Origin of the sequence: Streptococcus timonensis (assembly GCF_047463455.1) — a bacterium.
Taxonomy (GTDB): Bacteria; Bacillota; Bacilli; order Lactobacillales; family Streptococcaceae; genus Streptococcus; species Streptococcus timonensis_B.
In genome coordinates, this window is sequence record NZ_JASHDV010000001.1 from 315,058 (window position 1) to 332,820 (window position 17,763).

Consider the following 17,763-nt stretch of genomic DNA (forward strand, 5'->3'; position numbering starts at 1 on the left):
AACACCACTTTCTATTTCAAATTTTCCTTAACAACTTTAAGTTGTTGTTTAATACTCACATCAATTGTCTTGTGATTGGCAAAAATAACAAAACCACCGATTAAACTATCGTCAACTTTTTCCTTAATGCTACGAACTTTTAGAGACATCTTTTTCTCGATTAGAGGAATTAGTCGTTCTTTCTGTTCGTCAGTCAAAGGATGTGCAGACAAAATAGTCACTTCAAAACGATTGGTTTCTTTTTCAAGACGATTCAAGCAATCTACAATCACATCATAAAACAGGTTTGATCTGTGATTGTAAAGTAGAACCTCGATAAAGTTTTGTACTAAAGGTGACACAGAGTCATGGAAAAAACGAACCGTTTTTTCTTTATCCGACTCATCTACTGCCACCTGAGCTAAAAAAGAAGGTAAGCCTGTTTCTTCAGCTACTTGCTTGATTTGAGACAAGTCTGAAAAAATAGAGTCTTCTTCTCCTTTTTCAATCACCAATTGGACAAAAGGCATGCTGTATTTTTCAATTACCTTTAGAGTCTTTTTGTCCATTAAGCTTCTCCTAGCTGATCGATATACTGATCAATGAGTTCTTTATGGGCCTGACCGTCAAGGTTTTGAGAGATAATTTTTCCAGCTAGACTGATTGTCAAGTCTGCCACATCTCCCTTAACACTTTGTAAAGCTTCAGCTTTATTTTGAGCAATTTCTTGGTTGGCTTTTTCTTTTAAGCGCCCAGCTTCAAGTTTAGCTTCGGCCAAAATATCAGCTTTACTTTTCTCAGCTGTTTCCTTTGCATTCTCGATAATCGTTTTAGCTTCGGTACGGCTGCCTGCTAACTCAGCTTCACGTTTGCTAGCAAGTTCCTCTGCCTTTTTACGGGCTTCTTCGGCACCATCAATATCTGAAGAAATCTTTTCAGCGCGTTCATCTAAGACACTGGTAATATTTCCCCAAGCATATTTCTTCACTAAAAAGATCAATAAAAGGAAGGAACCAGCGATCAGAATAAAGTCACCAATAATGGTACTAATAGTTAAATCCATCTTCTAATCCTCCTCTACTTACTCTTCCCCTTCATTTATTTTTTTACCAATGTACATAGATGACAACATGGTAAATACATAAGCTTGAATACATGAAATGAAAATCGAAAATGCTGTCCATAACATGTTTGCAATAAAGGCAAAAGGATACCAATACAAGGCATGTTGTGACAAGTCCAATAGCAATCCTGCTAAAACCTCACCGGCAAAGATATTTCCGTAAATCCGAATTGCTAGAGAAGCAAAATTGGTGACCTCTTCTAAAAGGTTCATCGGAGTCATAAAGCCAGGTGTAGCGAATGCTTTCAAATATTCTTTAAAACCTCTACGACGAACTCCTTCTACATGGGCAATCAAGGTGATTAACAATGAGAGGGCTAAATCGTATCCGAGGTTGGCAGTTGGGGAAGTCCACAAGTTATAACCGTTGGTTGTTTGTATCTTTGCCATCAAGCCAATATTATTGGCTACCAAGATAAACATAAAAAGAGAAAACAGAAACAAGGAATAATCCTTGATGTAATGTTCTCCAATATTTCCCTTGGAAAAACTGATAACAAAATCATAAATCATCTCAAGAGCATTTTGTTTGCCCTTGGGACGGATGGACATTTTGCGACTTGTCCAATAGACAAAGGCAAAAACCATCAAAACAGTTACAAGAGACATGGCTAGTAGGGTCAAATCAAAGGATACTGGTCCAATATTTATTGTTGGATTCACACTTTCTTCCAAGGTTTGACACCTCCTTTTCTAAATAGAGCAGTCTATTTAATGACGAATGCCATCGCCAAAGTTACAAAGAAGGTACCCTCTACAAAAGCAATACCAAGAATCAAAAGGCTACGTAATTGATCAATAATTTCAGGTTGACGTGCAGCAGATTTGAAAAGATTACTAATAATCAATCCTTCAGCAACAGATACACCAAAACAGGCAAAACAAAGACCTAAAAATGTTAAATTCATGATGAATTCTCCTTAATAATTTAAATTTACCTCTTAAGTTTAGACCTAAAATTGGCTTTTGTCAAGTTTTTACTAGTAATGAAAGCGTTTTGAATCCTTTGTTTCTAATTTTACGATTTTCAAGACAATATATAGAAAATTTTATTATCTTTTCATTCCTCTTTCGCTTTTTTTCCTTGTTTTCTGAAAATAAAAATCCGAGTTTTACAACTCGGATTTGTCAGTTCTTATCTGAAATAAATTGAGCAATGATTTTGACAAGCTGGATTAAATGCAGCATCACAAAATGGACAAGTGCCCGTCTCTGTATACTCCTCATACGTTAGTGTTTTCCCACAGGATCCACATAAGATAGGTCTATCCTCTTTCAGATTTAAAGGATAGGGAGAAAATATGTGCGACTCCAGTTCATTATGACACTGATAACAGGCATAGTATTTCTGACACTCATAGCACTGTAAGGCTACGATATCCTTATCACCATGGTAATGAACACATCTGCTTTCATGATCTACTAGTAAGCCCTGAGCTTGAACCATTCTTTTTCCTTATCTAGGCACGAACTGTGACGCTTGTTCCATCTTCTTTGTAAAGATTGATCAGGCCTTCTTTCAAAGCACGTACCATGTCACCAGCTTCTACTGGTTGAGGAACCTTGATAGTCAAAAGTTCCATTGGATTTGGGGCGCGATCGATTTTATTTCCTTTAGCATCGTGAAGGTCTTCAATATAAGTCTCAAAATGACGGAAACCTGGACCGTAGAACTCAACTTGGTCACCTTCGTTGATAACGTTACGTTGGCGAATGGTTGCTGTCTGAGTTGCAGCATCATAAGCTACTACTTCAGCAACAAACTTGTATTCTGGAATCTTACGACGAGCACCAAACAGTTGTTCATTTTCAGATGGTGTCCCATAGTAGAAACCTGTAGCCAACTCACGTTGGGCAACCTTCCACATTTCATCAATCAAGTCTTGCTTGATCGCTTCAAACTTTTCAGGGCTCTCAAGATAGGCATCAACAGCAGCCTTGTAGCAGTTTGTTACTGTTGAAACGTAGTGAATGGACTTCATACGACCCTCAATCTTCAAACTATCCACACCATTTTCAATCATATCAGGGATATGGTCAATCATAGACATATCAACCGCAGACATGGAGAACTCTTCAGGAATTTCTCCCTTGAGACTCTTACGTTCCTTACCGAAGGGCATATCGTAAAGGTCATATTTCCAACGGCAAGATTGTGAACATCCACCACGGTTGGCATCACGCATACTCATGTGGTTAGAAAGGGTACAACGGCCAGAATATGAGATACACATAGCTCCATGTACAAAAGCTTCAATCTCAACGTCTGTACGTTTGCGGATTTCTGCCAATTCTTCCATAGAAACCTCACGCGCCAAAACGACACGAGTCAATCCAAGTTCTTTCCAGAATTCTAGGGTTTCGTAGTTAGTCGCACTTGCTTGTGTTGAAAGGTGGATTTCAAGTCCTGGTGCTTCTGTTGCTGCAATCATAATCAAGGCTGGATCTGATACGATAACCGCTGCAATCCCAATATCACGTAATTTACGGAACCATTCGCCGGCCCCTTCTTCATTTCCTTCGTGCATAACCATATTGGCAGCCACATATACCTTAGCTCCATATTTAGCCGCGAACTGTACCCCTTCTTCCATTTGTTCGAAAGTAAAGTTCCCTGCACGGCTACGAAGACCATAGGCCTGACCACCGATAAAGACAGCATCTGCTCCATATTGAACAGCTACTTTTAGTTTTTCAAGTGTTCCTGCAGGTGATAGAACCTCAGGACGTTTCAAAGTTTTTGTCATGTTTTCTCCTATTTGCAATATAAAAGTTTGACACTAATCTTTACCATTTTATAGCAAAAAGGTTCTAAAATCAAGTTTTGATTGATTGTTTAGACAATTTTAATTTTTAGAGTTGTCTTATATACTCAAGGGACTGTCTCAATCTTCCAACTACTCCAACCTTTAAAACGAATGGCCCCCTTTTGATCCGTTTTGTAAATCGAATTCCCAAGTTCTTGGTTATTCTCCCCATTTTTTTCTTTAAATTTTTTCTTCTTGTCTACAGAAATGACAGTGATTTTAGGCTGAAAGATTTCGAAGACTTTGACATCTGTCTTTTTCTTCGATGCTTGCTGATGAGTTAGCACTACGTCTGCTTGGATTTTTGGATAAGACTTGTTTAAGAACTTCTCCTCTATATTTCCAGTGACTAGAAAAGTTTGATTTAGTAGCTTTCCATACATTACTATTGAGGCTTTACTATCACTATTTTGATTTTCGATTACTTCTAAACTGCTCCCAAAAATAAATAACTGCTCTCCTGTTTTAATAGGACGTACTTTCAAGTTACTTTCCTTTAGTTTATCCATAAATTCTCTTTTAGATAGAGTCTCTTCAGTTACTAGAATCTCTCCAAGATTGAAGGATTTACTAATTTCTAGTAGATGGTCTAGTTGCATAGGTTGACTGGTCGTTAGTACAAGCTGATCAATCTTTGCGACTCCTCTACTTTTTAGATAGGGGATTAAACTACGTTTGGCATTGCTCGTTATGACCTTCTCCTGCCAGGCTTCTTTTTTCTCAACTGCTAACTTTTCACCGACATCCAGTAATATTGTCTTTCCTGTCATGTCTCTTAGGAAAATGCTCCGTCCCTGCTCCATGTCTAGGACTGTGATTTCATTTTCCAGTGGATGTTTGGTTACTAAGAAAAGTAAAACGATAAATAGGATAAGCAAAGGTGCTTTCTTCAAATTTCTACGATAATCATAGATAAAGGCTAAAGAAATTAAAAGAAAAACTAAAATCAAGATATTAGGTTGACCAAAAATAAGAGGCCTTGTAGATAGCTGAGAAACATAGCGTATGATGTTCTCTAGCCATTCAAAGAGAAAGTTAAACTGGGTAATAGGATATATCCATGACAGACAGAAGAGTATTGATAAAAGTGGTAGCAAGACCATATCAAATAAAAAAGAAAAGACAAAGGTTAAGAGTATGGACCAAGGTTGAAATTCAGAAAAATAGAATGATAAAATTGGAATAATTCCTAAGGAAATAATGAAACTTTCTCTCACCAGACCTTTTATCCCTGCTACTTCTTCACCAGTCATGGTCAGGATAAAGGCATAGGCACAGGAGAGAACTCCACCAGCAGTTAGGAAGAAATTAGGCATGATAAGAAATAGAATAAGAATCGTCAGAGCAAAATTATCCAGCCCCTCGAAGCCATGTTGAGCCAAAAGTTTTTGTAACAGGCTTCTAATAACAGAAGCTGAAAATCCTGTCAAACCTGCATAAACCAAGGAAAATGGATAGACAAGCCATTTTAAGTTTTCTTGGCTCATCCCCAGTCGCAAAAAGAACTTTTTAAAAGCATTCATGAAGAAACCGACCTGCATTCCTGACAGAGCAAAAAGGTGAATAATTCCTAGACTGGAATAGAGTTCATTCATTTCCACAAAGTCTGTGTCCAAGTGCCCTAATAAAAGACCTGTCATATAATTACGCATGGGATCAGGAAAATTCCTTTTTACCCAGACAACTGCTTTTCTCCTCAAGCTGGATAGATTTTCTCCAGTATCCCAACTAGAAATTTGCTTTAATTCGACAATTTCCGATATAGTTAAGGTCTGATAAATCCCCTGTGTTTTGAGATAGTTTCGATAATCAAATCCAGAAAAATTATTTGCTCCTTGAGGAATAGCTAGCTTTCCTTTGACGACCATCTCATGCAGTTCAGATAACTCTTTAAACCTTTCCTTTTCAGTCTCTGACTGGAATTTATAATAGACCTGAAAGAGTCTGCCATCAGCCTTCCCACGAAAGGATAAACTATCACCATTCACCTTGATGGTATCAGACAAGATTCGTACCGTATTAACTGAGTCAATAAGATATTGACTCGCTTCTTCTTGTTGCCATTTTTGAAATAAAAACCAGCTACCAAATAGTCCACACACCAAAAGGACCTTGGTCACAGTCTTCCATGAAAATTGAAAAAAGAGGCAGATTAGTAAAAAGACAAAGCCCAAAAGTGCTAAGACACTTGCTGAAAAGATAGCGTAGTAGAGCCATAACAAAAGAAAACTGAGATAGATTTTGGGGATGGGAAATCGACTAATCCACTGTGACATACTCTTTTAACTTTTCTATCGTTTTTGCACCAATACCAGAAACCTTTTTGAGCTCATCAACTGACTTAAACTTACCGTTGGTTTCGCGGTGGTCGATGATATCCTGTGCACGTTTGGCTCCCAACCCCTTGACTTGTTTCAGCTCCTCTAAACTGGCTTTATTGAGATTAACTTTCTTGTTTTCTTTGGTTTTGGTAGCATTTGAATGTGCCTCTTGGTTGGTAGCTTCTTCCTTAGTCGGAACATAAACAAGTGCTTCGTCACTAATTCTCTGGGCAAGATTGATAGACTTACTATCAGCATTATCTGTCAATCCACCCGCTTTTTGGACAGCATCGTTGATACGACTTCCAACAGGCAAATCATAGATTCCAGGTGATTTGACCGCACCTTTGACATCAACAGTAATCAGATCTAGCTCCACCACTTCTTCCTTCTGATTTTTATCTTCCTTTTCCTCCGTCGAATCCTTTGAAACAGTTGTAACTTCTGTTTGCAAATTGCTTTCCTTAGCAGGTGCTTGCGTTGATGACTTCAGGAGGAAAAATCCACCCAAGATTAAACCCAAACTAGCACAGATAACAATGATTTTATATTCTTTGATTTTCTCAATAAGTTCTTCCATAATTTCTCCTCTCTTATCTTGTTCGTAATGCAAAGAAAAAACAGCTGAAAAATCTTTTCAACTGCTTACTTATTTGCAAAATAATCTTCCTAGGTTAAGATATAATAAACACGTGCTAGGATTCGTCCTTTTTCATTTTTATCCTTTCTAGCATAAGGTTCTTGTTATAATGTAGGTATTCGTAGGTTCAGCAGATTAATAAAATACATTAATATAAGTTAACAAAAAAGAAAGGGAATTCAAGAATTTTTCTTGATTTTCGTCCAACTTTCATATAAAATAAAACCATCAGATGAATCCCTTGGATTCTATCACTGATGGTTTATTAAGGTTCCTGAAACCTAAAAAAGGAGAAAATCTCTATGCTAATTGGAATTCCAAAAGAAATTAAAAACAATGAAAATCGTGTGGCTTTAACACCTGCTGGTGTCCATAGTTTGGTTGGTCGTGGACATCGAGTTCTCGTTGAAACAAATGCTGGACTTGGTTCTGGCTTTGCAGATGCTGATTATGAGAAACAAGGTGCAGAAATTGTTGCGACCGCAAAAGAAGCTTGGGCTGCAGAGTTAGTTGTTAAAGTAAAAGAACCTCTAGATACTGAATATCAGTACCTACGTGATGATTTACTTCTCTTCACCTACTTGCATATGGCAGCAGCCCCAGAATTAGCGGATGCTATGTTAGCAGCAAAAACAACTGGTGTTGCTTACGAGACCGTTCGTGACAACCAAGGTCAACTACCATTGTTAGTCCCTATGAGTGAAGTTGCTGGTCGTATGGCTGTCCAAATCGGAGCTCACTTCTTGACGAAACAAGCTGGGGGTTCTGGAGTTCTTTTAGGTGGTGTCCCAGGTGTACCAAAAGGAAAAGTAACCATTATCGGTGGTGGTGTCGTTGGTACACACGCAGCACGTATCGCTCTTGGTTTAGGAGCTCAAGTAACTATTCTTGATATCAGCGCTAAACGTCTCTCTGAACTTGAAGATGTCTTTGGTCACCAAATCCAAACACTCATGTCTAACCCATTTAATATCGAAGCAAGTGTGCGTGAAGCAGACGTTGTTATCGGTGCAGTATTGATTCCTGGTGCCAAAGCTCCAAAATTAGTGACAGATGAAATGGTTCAACAAATGAGACCTGGTTCTGTCATCGTTGACGTTGCTGTTGACCAAGGTGGGGTTATCGCTACAGCTGACCGAGTTACTACACACGACAACCCTGTCTATGAAAAACATGGTGTCCTTCACTATGCAGTAGCAAACATTCCTGGTGCAGTTGCTCGTACTTCTACTATCGCCCTTACAAATGTGACCCTTCCTTATATCGAAGCCTTGGCAGGAAAAGGATTTAAGAAAGCAATCCTTGAAGATGCTGGTTTACGTGAAGGTGTAACAACTTATCAAGGTAAACTTACAAGTCAACCTGTTGCTGAAGGTTTACATCGTGAGTTTACTTCAATCAGTGAGCTTATTTAATCATTAAAAAAGAGCAGTTCAGACGAACTTGCTCTTTTTTTATTCTGTTTCTTCTTGATTTTCTTCAACTTTGACAGGTCGAGGTTCATAGGCCCTAATAATCTGAGCGACTACTGGATGTCGAACTACATCCTTGGCTGAGAAGTGTACAAAGTCGATTTGGTGAATGTTCTTAAGTTTTTCCTGGGCATCAATCAGACCTGATTTAACATTACGCGGCAGGTCAATCTGGCTAATATCCCCATTGACAATCATTTTAGAATTGAATCCAAGACGAGTCAAGAACATCTTCATCTGCATGATAGTTGTATTTTGCGCTTCATCCAAAATGACAAAGGCATCATCCAAGGTACGGCCACGCATATAGGCCAAAGGCGCAATCTCAATAATTTCTCGCTCCATGAGACGAGTTGTTTGGTCTTTCCCTAAAATCTGATATAAGGCATCATAGACTGGACGAAGGTAAGGGTCTACCTTTTCTTTCAAATCTCCTGGTAGAAATCCCAAGCTTTCTCCAGCTTCTACTGCTGGACGTGTCAGGATGATACGCTTAACTTGACCACGTTTTAGAGCTGTCACTGCCAAAGTCACTGCTAGAAATGTCTTACCCGTACCAGCAGGCCCAATCCCAAATGTAACGTCGTGATTCTTAACACTATCCACATAAAGTTTTTGTCCCAGTGTCTTCACACGAATAGGCTTACCAGTATTATCTTTGATGATTTCTTCTTCATAGAGGGCGACAAACTTATCAATTTCATGATTTCTCACCATATTAATGGCTGTTACCACATCAGGAGTTCCGATAGTCATACCACGATTGACCAAGACCATCAAGGCCTGTATAACCTGTCGTGCTTCTTCACAAGAAGATTCCTCTCCCAAGACTTGTACAATTTCTGTACGAGCATGGATGATAATATCTAACTCTTCCTCCATCAAACGAAGATGGCGTTCATTGGAACCAAAAAGATGAAACAGGTCATCTGGATGACTTAACTGAATGTCTATTGAATGTTCCTTCAAACAAAGAACCTCTCTAACTCTTTAATTTTTTTTATTATAGCAAAGGCATTTAGAAAATGCTATCCTAAACACCTAAAGCAGATCTAATGTTCTACATATTCCTGCCAGATACGATCGAAGTCTCCCATATTAAAGGAAAAACTGGCATGTTCTTCTAAAAATCGACTGACTTGATCAAAATCATCCGTGTGTTTTGGGAAAGCTGATTCCTCAAAGGCAAGATCCGCTAAAATTGCTTTAGGACTATGACTTTTAGGATTACGCTCTGTCATAAGCCAAGTATAAAATGATTTTCTCATATAACTCCCTAAATTAACTCTGTTCCAAACTCATCCTGTTTGATTTTCCCAGCCTTCATCAAGCCACCAAGTGCTTTTTTAAATTGACCTTTAGAGATACCGAAGGTTGCCTTAATATCGTCAGGTGACGATTTGTCATTCAAGGTCATAAATCCACCATTGCTTTCCAAGTATGTCAAAATCATTTGTGCATCATTTTCTAACATCTCAAAAGAGCGAGGTTTAAGTGAAAGATTAAGAGTACGGTCAACTTCACGAAAACCAATGACACGCGCATCTAAGACTTGACCCAAACGCGGTTCTGTATAACGCTCGCTCGGATGTATAAAGCCTAGCATATTATTTTCTGGAAGATAAACAAAGGTACCTGATAACTTGAGACGATATACGATTGCTGGCCAATTTTGATTCTGCATATTATTGTAGGCAGGACGAGCCAAACGTTGGAAGTCTTCCTGATAAGCTAAAACACCCCAAATACGGTCTTTCTTATCCACTTCTAGACGAATATAAAGTTTATCGCCCTTCTTAGGCCAGAGTTCTTTCAGTTCAGGAAGGATATCAAGTGACACAACGATTTCCTTGTCAGGAAGCCCTGTATCAACAAAGACACCCAAATCCTTACGAACTTCTGTTACTGTTCCCCAACCAAATTGTTCCTGAGTCGCAGTCACTTCTAAGGTAGTCAAGCGAAGTTTTTGCTTCATATCCGTGTAGGCAAAGCCTTTAACGGTATCACCAACTGTATGCTGACCTTCTTCCTTAGCAAGAGCGTATGCTTGACCATCCTTTTGAACAAAGTAAAAACGGTCATTTTCATCAATGATGAGTCCAAGGATAAAACTTGCAAGATTTGTATTCATGTTTCCTTCTTTCGAATAAAACTCAGCCAGCAATGCTAACTGAGTTTTTCTGTTTATTTTAAACTTCTAACAACTCTTTTTCCTTGTTAGCAGTCATGTCATCGATGTGTTTAACAGCATCGTCTGTCGCTTTTTGAATATCTTTTTCAAGAGTCTTCAATTCATCTTCAGTAATTTCTTTTGCTTTTTCTTGTTTCTTAGCCTCATCCATAGCATCACGACGGATATTACGGATAGCTACTTTAGCATTCTCACCAACTTTTTTCACTTCTTTAGCAAGATCACGACGAGTTTCTTCTGTAAGAGCTGGGATAACCAAACGAATAACAGAACCATCGTTAGCTGGTGTAATACCAAGGTCTGAAGCGTTTAAGGCGCGTTCGATATCTTTCAATGATGATTTATCAAATGGTGTTACCAACAAGACACGCGCTTCTGGGATTGTGATTGAAGCGATCTGATTAAGTGGTGTTTCAACACCATAATACTCAACGTGGATACGGTCAAGCAAGCTAGCGTTAGCACGACCTGCACGAATACTTCCAAACTCACGTGAAAGTGAGTGGTGTGATTGGGTCATTCTCTCTTTAGCTTTTTCTACAATTGCATTTGTCATAATCTATCCTATTCCTTTTCTTCAATATTGTTAGAGACTGTTGTTCCGATATTTTCACCAAATACGACACGCTTGATGTTACCTGGTTGATTCATATTAAAGACAACCAAGTCGATGTCATTGTCCATTGAAAGGGTTGAAGCTGTCGAATCCATGATACGAAGACCTTTACTAATCACATCACGGTGAGTTAATTCTTCAAATTTAACCGCTGTCTTGTCTTTCTTAGGATCGGCATTATAGACACCATCAACACCATTTTTGGCCATCAAAATAGCATCTGCTTCAATCTCAGCCGCACGAAGGGCTGCAGTTGTATCTGTTGAGAAGTACGGTGAACCAACTCCTGCACCAAAGATAACAATACGACCTTTTTCAAGATGACGAAGGGCACGTCCTCGAATATAAGGTTCAGCCACTTGTTGCATTGCGATTGCAGTTTGAACGCGTGTATCCACTCCAACTTGTTGCAATGAATCTGCCATCACAAGAGCGTTCATAACTGTTCCAAGCATACCTGTGTAATCTGCTTGTACACGATCCATACCAGCTTCCGCAGCAGGTTCTCCACGCCAGAGGTTACCACCTCCGATAACGAGAGCAATTTCAATTCCTAAGTTATGTACTTCTTGAATTTCTTGTGCCATTGCTTGAACAGTTTTAATATCAATACCTACACCACGTTCACCAGCAAGGGCCTCACCTGATAACTTGATCAAAATGCGTTTATATTTTGGTTCCACCTGACTTCGCTCCTTTGTTTTATTCAAACTATTTTATCACATTTTTTGATAATTTTATAGTCTCACGGACTAAACTTTCAAAATATTTATAGGCTTAAGAATTCTTCTAAATCAGACAATGCACGTTCTGCAATCTTTTCATAACGAGCCTTTTTATCGCGAATTCGCTCGCCTTCTAACTCCTTGATAATTCCGAAGTTGACATTCATTGGTTGGAAGTGTTTGCTATCAGCATGAGTGATATAATGAGCTAAACTTCCGATCGCTGTTGTCTCTGGGAAAATAGCCTCACTTTCTCCTTTAAAAAGACGGGCAGCATTTATCCCCGCAACCAAGCCTGAAGCGGCCGACTCAACGTATCCTTCTACACCAGTCATCTGACCAGCAAAGAAGAGGTTGGACTGTTTCTTAGAACGGTATGTTTGCTCAAGAAGATTTGGAGAATCCATATAAGAATTGCGGTGCATAACTCCATAACGGACGAACTCGGCATTTTCAAGACCTGGAATCATTTGGAAGACACGCTTTTGTTCACCCCATTTGAGGTGGGTTTGAAATCCAACGATATTGTAGAGACTACCAGCAGCATTGTCTTGACGAAGCTGAACCACTGCATAAGGAGTCTTGAATTCCCCATCTCGAGGTCCTTTATAGTTATCAGGATACTCTAGACCAACTGGTTTCATAGGTCCATAAAGCATGGTTTTAATGCCACGCTTAGCCATAACTTCGATTGGCATACATCCTTCAAAATACTTTTCTTTTTCGAAAGAATTGAGCGGAGCTTCTTCTGCATTTATAAGAGCTTCATGGAAATCCATAAATTCTTGCTTGGTCATAGGAGCGTTCAGATAAGCCGCTTCTCCCTTATCATAACGAGATTTGAGATAAACCTTGTTCATATCAATTGTATTGACGTCTACGATTGGAGCTGCAGCATCGTAGAAATAAAAACCGTCCCCGCCGTTAAGAGCGTGAATCTTTTCAGCAAGAGCATCACTAGTCAAAGGACCAGTTGCAATAACTGTAATGGCATCTGTTGGCAATTCTGTAATCTCGTCACGAACCACTTCAATCAAGGGATGATTGGCAATCTTTTCAGTAACCATTTGAGAGAAACCGTCACGGTCAACTGCGAGAGCACCACCAGCAGGAACACGTGTTGCTTCTGCCGATTCCAAGATAAGAGAACCTAGGCGACGCATTTCTTCCTTAAGGAGACCAACGGCATTTGTAAGTGCATCCCCACGCAATGAGTTGGAGCAAACTAACTCTGCAAAATTGTCTGTTTTGTGTTGTGGTGTTGATTTAACACCACGCATTTCATAAAGTTTAACAGGAATGCCACGTTCTGCAATTTGAAAGGCTGCTTCTGACCCTGCTAAACCGGCACCGATAACATTGATATAAGATTGAGACACGTCACTAATACCTCTTTGAGTGAAACTTAAGTCCATATCAATAATCATTAGACTGTTTGACACCCACAAATCTTTCTAAATTTTCTTTTACTAGTATAACAAAAAAAGGGAAGAAGGCAAACTTCCCTGTTTAGTCATTGGATTGTTTCTCTTCCCAATCATGATAAGCTGAGTAGAGCTGACTTTTATTCCACTGGTATATCTTTGCGACTTCCTTAATGGCCTGATTTTTCTTAACACCTTGTTGGATGCGTTCTTGGATTTCTGAGAACAAGTCCTCTTCATCTTTATCGTCTACTTCTTGACTAGCCCCCTCTACAATCAGAAGGCATTCGCCCTTGAGAGGAGTCTCAGAAATACTTACTAGTAACTCTGAAATTGTTCCTCGTTGGTATTCTTCATAAATCTTAGTCAATTCTCGAACCAAGACCACTGAGCGATTACCGTAGACTTCTAGCATATTTTCTAGCGTATCTGCAACACGGTGAGGTGATTCATAGAAAATCTGAGTCTCCGGATAATCTTTCTTAGTCTCAAAAAATTGCTTTTGCTGACCAGATTTTCGTGGTAAGAACCCATAAAAAATATGAGGTTGAGGTGCTAATCCACTAGCAATCAATGCTGAAATCCCTGCACTTGCACCCGGAACTGTAACTACAGCTATATCTTCTTCAATAGCTGCTTTAACCAAGTCATGTCCAGGATCAGATATACTAGGTAAGCCTGCGTCTGAAACTTGGGCAATATCTTGACCTTGCTTCAACAAATCAATCAAATCAGGAATTTTTTCCTTGGCATTGTGTTCATGGAAACTAATCTGCTTCGTTAGAATATCGAAATGCTTGAGTAGAAGTCCAGTATTACGAGTATCCTCGGCAGCAATCCAGTCCACTTCTTTCAAAGTCTGAATGGCACGAAAGGTCATATCCTCTAGATTCCCAATTGGAGTTGCGACAAGATATAACTTACCATAAGTTGATTGACCTTTAAAACTTTTTTGAATCTGCATGATTACTCCCTAAACAACAATTCATCACAGAACATACATTCTGCATCCTGCTCTCGACGTTGCCCATAAAAATCTCGACAAACATGAAATCCGTCATCATAAATACGACTCACGTTTTCTCTGACATGTTTAGTCTTAGCTGGGACAGTTTCTTCTTCCTCACTCAAGCGTTCTCTAAGTTTATCATTCTCTAAACGAAGAGCTGTATTTTCCTCAACAACACTCTTGAGATTTTTTTTAATGGCTTCTACATCTGCTAAAGTAGCTAACAATTGTTGTGAGAAGTCATCTAAGGCATCAAATAATTCTTTTTTATTCATCAACAGCCCTTTAACCCTTTCATAGACTTAATATTTTTGTAAAACTAGGTAGTCCATTACATTTTGGAAAGAAACATTTGCTTTCCACATCTTTCTAGCTTCTACAAGATTTTCTAGTATACGTTGTGCTCCTGTTTGCAGAATTTCTTGACCAGCCAACACCTCTAAAATCCTAAGTACTTGATCTTGTTTTTCTTTATCATCTGCCAAACTAGCTAATTTAGCAACTTGTAAATATGATTCTCTTTTTCTGAATAAAATATCTGAAAATAAGCGCTCACTTTCTTCAACCAGTGTCCAAAATGTTACTTGATTAAGAAGTTTTTCAGCTTCAATTTGAGATTGGCTAAACTGAGCTAACAATCTAGCTTTTTTCTTAACTAGACCCAATTTCTCAAGTTGAAAAATAAGGTTAGCTTCCTGTTTTTTAAACTGAAAAATCTGTGTTCGACTCCGAATTGTTGGTAATATTTTATCCTCATCATTAGTTAAGAAGAAAATATAAACTTCACTTTGTGGTTCTTCAATAACCTTTAGTAGTGAATTAGCGGCATTCAAATGCATCTTATCTGCTTGTTCGATAATAAATACCTGGCGCTGACTTTCAATACCTGATTGAGAAAATTGCCCTACCAATTCTCTAATCCGTTCAGTCTTAATAATTTGATTAATCGGACGGACGATTGTTACATCAGGATATTCCTCTTGATCAATCAATTTACAACTTCGACAAGATTCACAAGGTAGAACACCCTGTTTATCAGTACAAAAAAGATTTTTAGCAAGAAATAAGGCCATTTCTAAACTTCCAAAATAACCTGAAAAAAGATAGGCATGATTCAGCTGGTTTTGCTCAAGAATGCGAACAAAACGTTCATATTGCTGTGGTTGACAATCTTTTAGTTCTTCTTTTATCATCTGGTCAATCCCATTCTTTCAAATAAGACTTGCTTGGTCTTTTCAATTACTTGATCCAATGGCAAACTAGCATCAATCTTCTTGATGCGATTCCCTTCTTTCTCCAAAAGTGAAAGATATCCTTGGCGAACTTTTCGGTGCATCTCTAAACCTTCCAAGTCCAAACGATTGACTTCACGACTACTGTTTGCTGCAATTCGTTCAAGCCCTTTCTCAACTTCAATATCAAAATAAAGCGTTAAATCAGGCTTGAGACCATCAGTCGCAAATTGATTGAGCCAATTAACGGCATCTATATCCAAACCACGACCAAATCCCTGGTAGGCAACCGAACTATCAATAAAGCGGTCCATGATCACCAATTTCCCAGCTGCAAGTGCTGGCAAGACCTTCTCTACTAAGTGTTGTCTACGACTTGCAATATAGAGAAGCAACTCGGTTTTAGAGTCCATTTGTATATGATTTGGATCAAGAATAACTTCTCTAATCTTCTCTCCAATCAAAACGCCTCCTGGCTCACGTGTCGTTAAAAAATCAATATCTTTTTCTTTTAATATTGGAAGGATAGCTTCAAGCACACTGGTTTTCCCAGCTCCCTCTGGTCCCTCAATAGAGACTAAAAATCCTTTTGACATGTCTATCTCATTTCTATTTGCTATCTTCTATTCTATCAAAAAAATAGACATTTGTGAAAAGCTTTTTAACCTATAAAAAATTTAATCAGAAAACTAGAATATACATTAGTTAAAAATAAGACAATTATTTAATTAAGTTTCTATTTTCGTAATTTACTACCATACTTTTTTTGTCTTTGTATAATCAAAAAAAGAACCTTGCATAGCAAGGTTCTTTTAGTGTCTGACTTAAATAATTGTTCTTCTGGGAACTAAATCGAATTAAGCTTCGATTTCTGTAACCATACCTGAACCAACAGTACGTCCACCCTCACGGATAGAGAATGTAGTACCTTGTTCTACGGCGATTGGGTGGATCAACTCAACGTCGATAGTCACGTTATCACCAGGCATTACCATTTCAGTACCTGCAGGAAGTTCGATTGAACCTGTAACGTCAGTAGTACGGAAGTAGAATTGTGGACGGTAGTTGTTGAAGAATGGAGTGTGACGTCCACCTTCTTCTTTAGTAAGGATGTAGACTTCACCTTTAAATTTAGTGTGTGGGTTGATTGAACCTGGTTTAGCGATAACTTGTCCACGTTCGATTTCATCACGTTGAACACCACGAAGAAGGACACCTACGTTATCTCCGGCAAGACCTTCGTCAAGTTGTTTACGGAACATTTCAACACCAGTAACAACTGCTTTTGAAGTTTCTTCTTTGATACCAACGATTTCGATTTCGTCGTTAACACGAACAGTACCACGGTCGATACGTCCTGAAGCAACTGTACCACGTCCAGTGATTGAGAATACATCTTCGACTGGAAGAAGCAATGGTTTGTCAGTGTCACGTTCTGGTTCTGGGATGTACTCGTCAACTGTGTTCATCAATTCCATGATGATGTCTTCGTATTTAGAGTCACCTTCAAGAGCTTTAAGAGCTGAACCTTGGATAACTGGAAGATCGTCACCTGGGAAGTCGTATTCTGAAAGAAGGTCACGGATTTCCATTTCAACCAATTCAAGCAATTCTTCGTCGTCAACCAAGTCGATCTTGTTCATGAAGACGATAAGGTGTTTAACACCAACCTGACGTGAAAGAAGGATGTGCTCACGAGTTTGTGGCATTGGTCCGTCAGTTGAAGCTACTACAAGGATAGCTCCGTCCATTTGAGCGGCACCAGTGATCATGTTTTTAACGTAGTCCGCGTGTCCTGGAGCGTCGATGTGAGCGTAGTGACGTTTTTCAGTTTCGTACTCAACGTGCGCAGTGTTGATAGTGATACCGCGTTCGCGTTCTTCTGGAGCAGCATCGATAGACGCATAGTCTTTAGGTTGGTTAACTGATGAAGGCAAGCGACGTGCCAAAACAGTTGTGATAGCTGCAGTTAGGGTAGTTTTACCGTGGTCAACGTGTCCGATTGTACCAATGTTAACGTGTGGTTTACTACGATCGTATTTTTCTTTTGCCATTTGAGTAAAAGCCTCCAATAAAATATATTTTATAGATAGACAGTAGGCAATACAGTCTAACTTTCCTTACTATTTTATCAAATTTCAGCTAAATTGCAAGTGTTTTACATAGAATTTGTGAATTATTCTTATTCTATCCTTAACAAGTCAATCCTATATTTTAAAATAAG

At 38.8% G+C, this 17,763-nt stretch carries 20 protein-coding genes; 1 reads left to right on the forward strand and 19 read right to left on the reverse strand.

Annotation, left to right across the window (positions count from 1 at the left end):
* Positions 1 to 11 precede the first annotated feature (11 nt).
* From QM847_RS01610 to QM847_RS01645, 8 genes are all read right to left on the reverse strand, one after another.
* A complete protein-coding gene (locus QM847_RS01610) occupies positions 12 to 548 on the reverse strand; it encodes a F0F1 ATP synthase subunit delta (RefSeq protein ID WP_006152681.1) in 537 nt (178 codons plus the stop codon).
* Positions 548 to 1,042, reverse strand: coding sequence for a F0F1 ATP synthase subunit B (gene atpF, locus QM847_RS01615; protein ID WP_006148662.1), 495 nt, complete (start codon positions 1,040 to 1,042; stop codon positions 548 to 550). The genes QM847_RS01610 and atpF overlap by 1 nt, the downstream gene beginning before the upstream one ends.
* 18 nt (positions 1,043 to 1,060) lie before the next feature.
* Entirely contained in the window at positions 1,061 to 1,777 is a 717-nt protein-coding gene (gene atpB / locus QM847_RS01620) for a F0F1 ATP synthase subunit A (protein ID WP_414353391.1), read from the reverse strand.
* 32 nt (positions 1,778 to 1,809) lie between these two features.
* A complete protein-coding gene (locus QM847_RS01625; protein ID WP_414339294.1) occupies positions 1,810 to 2,010 on the reverse strand; it encodes a F0F1 ATP synthase subunit C in 201 nt (66 codons plus the stop codon).
* Between the two features lie 227 nt (positions 2,011 to 2,237).
* The gene (locus QM847_RS01630; protein ID WP_414353392.1) at positions 2,238 to 2,549 is read right to left on the reverse strand and encodes a CHY zinc finger protein; all 312 of its coding nucleotides are present in this window, start codon (positions 2,547 to 2,549) and stop codon (positions 2,238 to 2,240) included.
* A 13-nt stretch (positions 2,550 to 2,562) separates the two neighbouring features.
* On the reverse strand, positions 2,563 to 3,849 hold the full coding sequence (locus tag QM847_RS01635) for a peptidase U32 family protein (RefSeq protein ID WP_006148665.1): 1,287 nt from the start codon (positions 3,847 to 3,849) through the stop codon (positions 2,563 to 2,565).
* 125 nt (positions 3,850 to 3,974) lie between these two features.
* The gene (locus QM847_RS01640; protein ID WP_414353393.1) at positions 3,975 to 6,185 is read right to left on the reverse strand and encodes a ComEC/Rec2 family competence protein; all 2,211 of its coding nucleotides are present in this window, start codon (positions 6,183 to 6,185) and stop codon (positions 3,975 to 3,977) included.
* Positions 6,169 to 6,810, reverse strand: coding sequence for a helix-hairpin-helix domain-containing protein (locus QM847_RS01645; protein ID WP_414353395.1), 642 nt, complete (start codon positions 6,808 to 6,810; stop codon positions 6,169 to 6,171). The genes QM847_RS01640 and QM847_RS01645 overlap by 17 nt, the downstream gene beginning before the upstream one ends.
* A gap of 362 nt (positions 6,811 to 7,172) precedes the next feature.
* Here QM847_RS01645 and ald point away from each other — a divergent pair, with 362 nt between their 5' ends.
* Positions 7,173 to 8,285 carry an alanine dehydrogenase gene (gene ald, locus QM847_RS01650; protein WP_414353396.1) on the forward strand — a complete coding sequence of 371 codons (1,113 nt, stop codon included), beginning with the start codon at positions 7,173 to 7,175 and terminating at the stop codon, positions 8,283 to 8,285.
* A gap of 39 nt (positions 8,286 to 8,324) precedes the next feature.
* Here ald and QM847_RS01655 read toward each other — a convergent pair whose 3' ends face one another.
* From QM847_RS01655 to tuf, 11 genes are all read right to left on the reverse strand, one after another.
* The gene (locus tag QM847_RS01655; protein WP_269798378.1) at positions 8,325 to 9,311 is read right to left on the reverse strand and encodes a PhoH family protein; all 987 of its coding nucleotides are present in this window, start codon (positions 9,309 to 9,311) and stop codon (positions 8,325 to 8,327) included.
* An 83-nt stretch (positions 9,312 to 9,394) separates the two neighbouring features.
* A complete protein-coding gene (locus QM847_RS01660) occupies positions 9,395 to 9,610 on the reverse strand; it encodes a YozE family protein (RefSeq protein WP_075567726.1) in 216 nt (71 codons plus the stop codon).
* 8 nt (positions 9,611 to 9,618) lie between these two features.
* On the reverse strand, positions 9,619 to 10,473 hold the full coding sequence (gene cvfB / locus QM847_RS01665) for an RNA-binding virulence regulatory protein CvfB (RefSeq protein WP_414353397.1): 855 nt from the start codon (positions 10,471 to 10,473) through the stop codon (positions 9,619 to 9,621).
* A gap of 58 nt (positions 10,474 to 10,531) precedes the next feature.
* Complete coding sequence (gene frr / locus QM847_RS01670) at positions 10,532 to 11,089, reverse strand: ribosome recycling factor (RefSeq protein WP_414353398.1); 558 nt, start codon at positions 11,087 to 11,089, stop codon at positions 10,532 to 10,534.
* An 8-nt stretch (positions 11,090 to 11,097) separates the two neighbouring features.
* On the reverse strand, positions 11,098 to 11,832 hold the full coding sequence (pyrH, locus tag QM847_RS01675) for a UMP kinase (protein WP_222859730.1): 735 nt from the start codon (positions 11,830 to 11,832) through the stop codon (positions 11,098 to 11,100).
* A gap of 86 nt (positions 11,833 to 11,918) precedes the next feature.
* On the reverse strand, positions 11,919 to 13,253 hold the full coding sequence (trmFO, locus tag QM847_RS01680; RefSeq protein ID WP_414353758.1) for a methylenetetrahydrofolate--tRNA-(uracil(54)-C(5))-methyltransferase (FADH(2)-oxidizing) TrmFO: 1,335 nt from the start codon (positions 13,251 to 13,253) through the stop codon (positions 11,919 to 11,921).
* A gap of 130 nt (positions 13,254 to 13,383) precedes the next feature.
* Positions 13,384 to 14,262, reverse strand: coding sequence for a 16S rRNA (cytidine(1402)-2'-O)-methyltransferase (gene rsmI / locus QM847_RS01685; protein ID WP_414353399.1), 879 nt, complete (start codon positions 14,260 to 14,262; stop codon positions 13,384 to 13,386).
* 2 nt (positions 14,263 to 14,264) lie between these two features.
* Complete coding sequence (gene yabA, locus QM847_RS01690) at positions 14,265 to 14,582, reverse strand: DNA replication initiation control protein YabA (RefSeq protein ID WP_414353400.1); 318 nt, start codon at positions 14,580 to 14,582, stop codon at positions 14,265 to 14,267.
* A 27-nt stretch (positions 14,583 to 14,609) separates the two neighbouring features.
* The gene (locus QM847_RS01695; protein WP_414353401.1) at positions 14,610 to 15,500 is read right to left on the reverse strand and encodes a DNA polymerase III subunit delta'; all 891 of its coding nucleotides are present in this window, start codon (positions 15,498 to 15,500) and stop codon (positions 14,610 to 14,612) included.
* Positions 15,497 to 16,135 carry a dTMP kinase gene (gene tmk / locus QM847_RS01700; protein WP_414353402.1) on the reverse strand — a complete coding sequence of 213 codons (639 nt, stop codon included), beginning with the start codon at positions 16,133 to 16,135 and terminating at the stop codon, positions 15,497 to 15,499. Before tmk ends, QM847_RS01695 begins: the two co-directional genes overlap by 4 nt.
* Before the next feature lie 261 nt (positions 16,136 to 16,396).
* A complete protein-coding gene (tuf, locus tag QM847_RS01705; RefSeq protein ID WP_001040723.1) occupies positions 16,397 to 17,593 on the reverse strand; it encodes an elongation factor Tu in 1,197 nt (398 codons plus the stop codon).
* Positions 17,594 to 17,763 lie beyond the last annotated feature (170 nt).